Source organism: Embleya sp. NPDC056575 (assembly GCF_042793325.1).
Classification (GTDB): Bacteria; Actinomycetota; Actinomycetes; order Streptomycetales; family Streptomycetaceae; genus Embleya.
Genome location: NZ_JBHTVA010000107.1, coordinates 1 through 3,980 on the forward strand (window position 1 = coordinate 1; position 3,980 = coordinate 3,980).

Consider the following 3,980-nt stretch of genomic DNA (forward strand, 5'->3'; position numbering starts at 1 on the left):
GCGGGGCGCCCCGGGGGCGGGGGCGGGCCCCCCCCCCCGCCCGCCGCCCGGGGGTTCCCGGTGCCGCGCCCGTCGCGGAGCGCGACACCGGCGTCCGGCCGCGGCTTGAGAACACCTCATCAAGCCCGGCCGGAACCCGGCGTTCCCGGGACCCGGCGATACGGCATACGGCGCCGCCGGCCCGATCCGCCCCGGGATCGGATCGGAATCACCGGCGGTACAACACCGCCTCCGGCGCCGCCGCGGTCAGCGTCACCGACTTCGGGTGGACCGGCACCGCCTGCCCGGGTCGGTCGTCCCGACCGAGCAGGAACACCCGGTTGATCCCGTTCACCGTGATCGTGCTGCCCGGGTCGACGCCCGCGACGGTACGGATCGCCACCACCTCGACGATGTCCGACGCCTGCGTCCCGTGCGGCAGCCGTACCGTCGTCGCCGCCGGATCGTCGCGCTGCAACGACCAGTCCACCCGCCCGCGGTCCGAGCGGTACAGCGTCGGGTCGCCCTTGACCCGCACGCCCAGCGCGACCCCGTTCCACCCGGCCGAACCCGCCGGCGGCTCCGACGTGGTCTTGCGGATCACCGCGTACAGGTAGTCCGTCGGGTCGGCGATCAGCGTGGTCGTGTCGGCCGGCGGGTCGGCCACCACCCGGCCCTCGCGCCGCATCTCCCGGACCATCACCGAATACACCCACGGGTGCCGATCCACCATCTCCTCGCGCGCGGTCCGGGTCGGGTCCGCCAACCGCTCCACCGCCGCCGGCGCGAACCGCATCGGGTCGTCCACCACGTCGCACAGGTTGTTGTTCGACGTGCAGGTCTGCAACAGCGGGTGGCCGTCCTCGTAGCGCCCGGCGAACGGCGTCGTGCCGTGGTTCGGCGACTGGAAGAACGCCGTGCCCGGCACCGCCCGGCCGCCCCGGTCCACCTCGACCCGATACGCCCACTCGATGTCGGTGGTCCTACCCCAGCGGGCCATCAGCGCCGGCGTCGAGGTGCCGCCGTCCTCGTTGCTCCACACGATCGTGTAGGTCAACACCCGGTTCCCGGCGGTCGCGGCCGGGGCCTCCTGGTACCAGGCCAGCACCGGGGTGTCGGTGACCGCGTTCTGGAACGGGCCGGTCGCGCCGCCCGGCGCGCCCGGGATGTTCCGGCCGTACAGGACCGGCGCGTTGGCGGCGACCGCGTGCTCCCGGTCCCCGGTCGCGATCGTGCGCGTCCGCAGCCGGGAGACGCGCACCACCGACGCGGCCGGCGACGACCGGTCGGCCGCGAAACGGATGCTCAGCTCGTGCCGCCCCTTGCGCAGCGCGCCCAGCGCGAAGTCGCGCTCGGTGGGCGTGGCGCCGAAGACCACCACGTCACCGGCGGGCCGGCCGTCCACGAACAGCTGCACCACCGCCGACTCCGCGCCCGCCTTGCCCCAGTCCACGCCCGGCGCCGCCACGGTCAGCGTCACCAGCGCCTCGCCGTCGCGCCCGGTCCGGAACGGGACTACCGCGGGGCGACCGTCGCGGTGCACCGAGACGGTGCCGTGCGCTCCCGTGGTCGCCGCGGCCGCGTCGGCCGACCCGGCGGCCTCGTCCGCCCGCGCCGCCGAGGCCGGGCCGGCCAGTCCCGCCGCGGCGGCGAGCACCGCCCCGGTCAGCACGAATCGACGCGGACGATGGGTACGAGATCGAGCGAACACGAGCAATCCCCCGAACGAGATGGGTGAGTCCGACCCGCCCACCGTGGCCGGCGGACGGGGCACGGGCCAACCCCCGCACGGGCAAATTCCACCAACCGTCATCACCGGGTCCACGTCCCGACACGCCCTGGCCACGCGGCGGGCAGGCGGCACGCCGATGTCCGATTCGTTCAATACCCGACGCATCCGCACGCCTAGCGTCGAACCATGGAGTGGATCACGAACGACATGATCGACCGGGCCGAACGTTTCCTGTGGACCTCGGGCCGCGTACTGGAACAGCGCCGATTCGCCTACCTGTTCGGCACCGGCAAGCCGGCCGAGCCGGGCGCCGGCGGCGAACGCGCGGCGCGGGCCGAGCCCGATCGGGCCGGACTGCTCGCCGCCCTGGCCGGATATCGCACCCCCGACGGCTCCTACGCGTACGGCCTGGAACCCGACGTGCGCGGGCCCGAGCCGCACCCGGCCACGCTGCGCACCACGATGCCGATCCTGGCCGAGGCGGACGCACTGCACGGCCCGGACACGGCCCGCCTGTGCGACTGGCTGGCGGGCGTGGCCGGCGACGCGGGCGGAGTGCCGCCGGCCCTGCCCGGGCTGCGCGACTACCCGCACCCGCCGTGGCTGATCGTGCCGGACCCGCCGGTCCCGGGGCTGATCCCGACCGGCTGGATCGTCGGCCCGCTGCTGCGCGCCGGCGTCGAACACCCGTGGCTGCCGGCCGCGACCGAGTTCTGCCGCACCGCCATCGAGGAGTTGCAGACCACCCACCCGTACGAGGTCGAGGCCGCGGTGACCTTCCTCGACGGCGTCCCGGACCGGCCGTGGGCCCGGACGCAGGCGCGCCGACTGGGCGAACTGGTGCGCGCACAGCGGCTGGTGCTGCTCGACCCGGCTCATCCGGAGCAGGCCCGGCTCGCCCCGGGCTACGCCGTCGGCGAGTACCACCTGCCGCACGACTTCGCGCCGCACCCCGGGAGCCTGGCGCGCGAGTGGTTCACCGACGCGGAACTGCGCCGGGGACTGCGCGCACTGGCCACCGCGCAGGAGGAGGACGGCGGTTGGCCGCTGCGCTGGGCGGAATGGTCGCCCACGGTCCGCGCCGAGGCCCGCCCGGCGATCACCATCGACGCACTGAACGTGCTGCGCGCGTACGACGGGGCACTCTCGGGCGAGGCGTAGACGGGGCGGGGCGAGGCAGGGCAGGGACACGGGTCGCGACGCGCACCCGAGGCGAGGCGGCGTCGGCCCGACGCCGCCTCGCCTCACACCACGGTCACCCGCTCCCCGTCGACCAGCAGCACCTGCCCGTCCCGCAACGTGCGATGCGGTACACCTCGGGCACGGTAATCGGCCACAACCCCCGCGAGCAGAGCCGATTCGGGGTGATCGGGGGAGCCCACGTGCGGGACCACGGCGTGATCCAGCACCCCCAGCCCGTCCCACCGCACCGGCCGCCCGTACACCTCGCTCACCGCGTCCGCGTCGTCGCAGCGCTCCAGACCGCGCAGGTCGGGCGCGAGCACACAGGCACCCGCGCTGTACCCGCCGTAGACCACCGCGTCCCGCCGCAGCAGGTCGACCAGAACACCGTCCGCACCGCTGCGGGCCAGCGCGTGCCGCAGCAGGAACACATTGCCGCCGCGCACCCAGACCGCCGGGAACCCGGCCAGCGCGGCGGCGACTTCGCCCGGCGCCCGGTCGAAGAACATCCGCAGATCGACCTCGGTCGGATGCAGCCCCAGCTCGCGCAGCGCCACGAACTCCGAGCCGACACAGGCGGCCCGCACCTCGGCCGGCCGGTCGTCGATCGCGTTCGCGATCACCGCGATCGGCACGCCCCCCGGCCCGGCACCACCCACCCCGCCCAGCAACGCGACCAGCCGGTCCGGGTGTTCACCGAGCCGAAACGACGAGAGATACATGCGCATCGCCGGACCCTAGCGCGTGTCTCCAAACCCCCGCCCGCGCGCCCCGCCCACCCGCTCGAACCCGCGCTCGAACCCGCGTTTCCGACCCCCGACGAGCCCGCTACGCCATCGGAGTGGCATTCCGACTCCGAAGTCGTCCCGGGCGTTCACCTGGGTAGGCCCGGCCCCGGAGGGCCTGCCCGCCCTCCGCGAACGACAGCGGCGCCGCCGCGTGGGGTGTGCGGCCCGCACCGAGGGAAGAGGACCAAGCGATGAAGATGCGTGCGCGCACGGCGCTCGCCGTGCTCGCCACCACGGCCGCGGCTGGGGGGGTGGGTGGGGGGGGGTGAAACGCGCACGCCCCCCCCGGGCGCGCCCCC

3 protein-coding genes are annotated in these 3,980 nt (G+C 75.2%); 1 reads left to right on the forward strand and 2 read right to left on the reverse strand.

What is annotated here, in order from left to right:
• Positions 1-208: 208 nt before the first annotated feature.
• A complete protein-coding gene (locus ACFRCG_RS45195; RefSeq protein WP_380042499.1) occupies positions 209-1,690 on the reverse strand; it encodes a hypothetical protein in 1,482 nt (493 codons plus the stop codon).
• A gap of 207 nt (positions 1,691-1,897) precedes the next feature.
• Here ACFRCG_RS45195 and ACFRCG_RS45200 point away from each other — a divergent pair, with 207 nt between their 5' ends.
• Entirely contained in the window at positions 1,898-2,872 is a 975-nt protein-coding gene (locus ACFRCG_RS45200; RefSeq protein ID WP_380042500.1) for a hypothetical protein, read from the forward strand.
• Between the two features lie 83 nt (positions 2,873-2,955).
• On the opposite strand, the gene ACFRCG_RS45205 is transcribed toward ACFRCG_RS45200, so the two are convergent.
• Positions 2,956-3,621 carry a Type 1 glutamine amidotransferase-like domain-containing protein gene (locus tag ACFRCG_RS45205; RefSeq protein WP_380042501.1) on the reverse strand — a complete coding sequence of 222 codons (666 nt, stop codon included), beginning with the start codon at positions 3,619-3,621 and terminating at the stop codon, positions 2,956-2,958.
• Positions 3,622-3,980 lie beyond the last annotated feature (359 nt).